Here is a 256-nt window from a genome sequence, read left to right as displayed (position 1 = left end):
CATTTACAGCTAATTTTTATATTACGATTCTTATATGGCCAAAATTATATCATGGCTGATTAATTTATCACCGTAATTCAATTGCTTTGTTTGCTATGAACCTTATGATTGTCTAAAATCGTGGCATCTAAAGCTTTAAAAAGTAATTAATATGAAAAAAATAGAAGCAATTATAAAACCGTATAAACTTGATGATGTACGCGAGGCGCTGTCAGAGGTGGGCATTAACGGCATGACCGTGAGTGAAGTAAAAGGC

1 protein-coding gene is annotated in these 256 nt (G+C 33.2%); it reads left to right on the top strand.

All coding sequences use genetic code 11. The features are described 5' to 3' along the window. Nucleotides 1–151: 151 nt before the first annotated feature. The coding region (locus R2R70_RS21570) for a P-II family nitrogen regulator (RefSeq protein WP_410979134.1) at nucleotides 152–256 on the top strand (105 nt) is incomplete at its 3' end.

Origin of the sequence: Cobetia sp. SIMBA_158, assembly GCF_046566945.1 — a bacterium.
Classification (GTDB): Bacteria; Pseudomonadota; Gammaproteobacteria; order Pseudomonadales; family Halomonadaceae; genus Cobetia; species Cobetia amphilecti.
The sequence above is the reverse complement of the archived record's forward strand: the minus strand, read 5'-3'. Positions and strand labels throughout refer to the sequence as shown.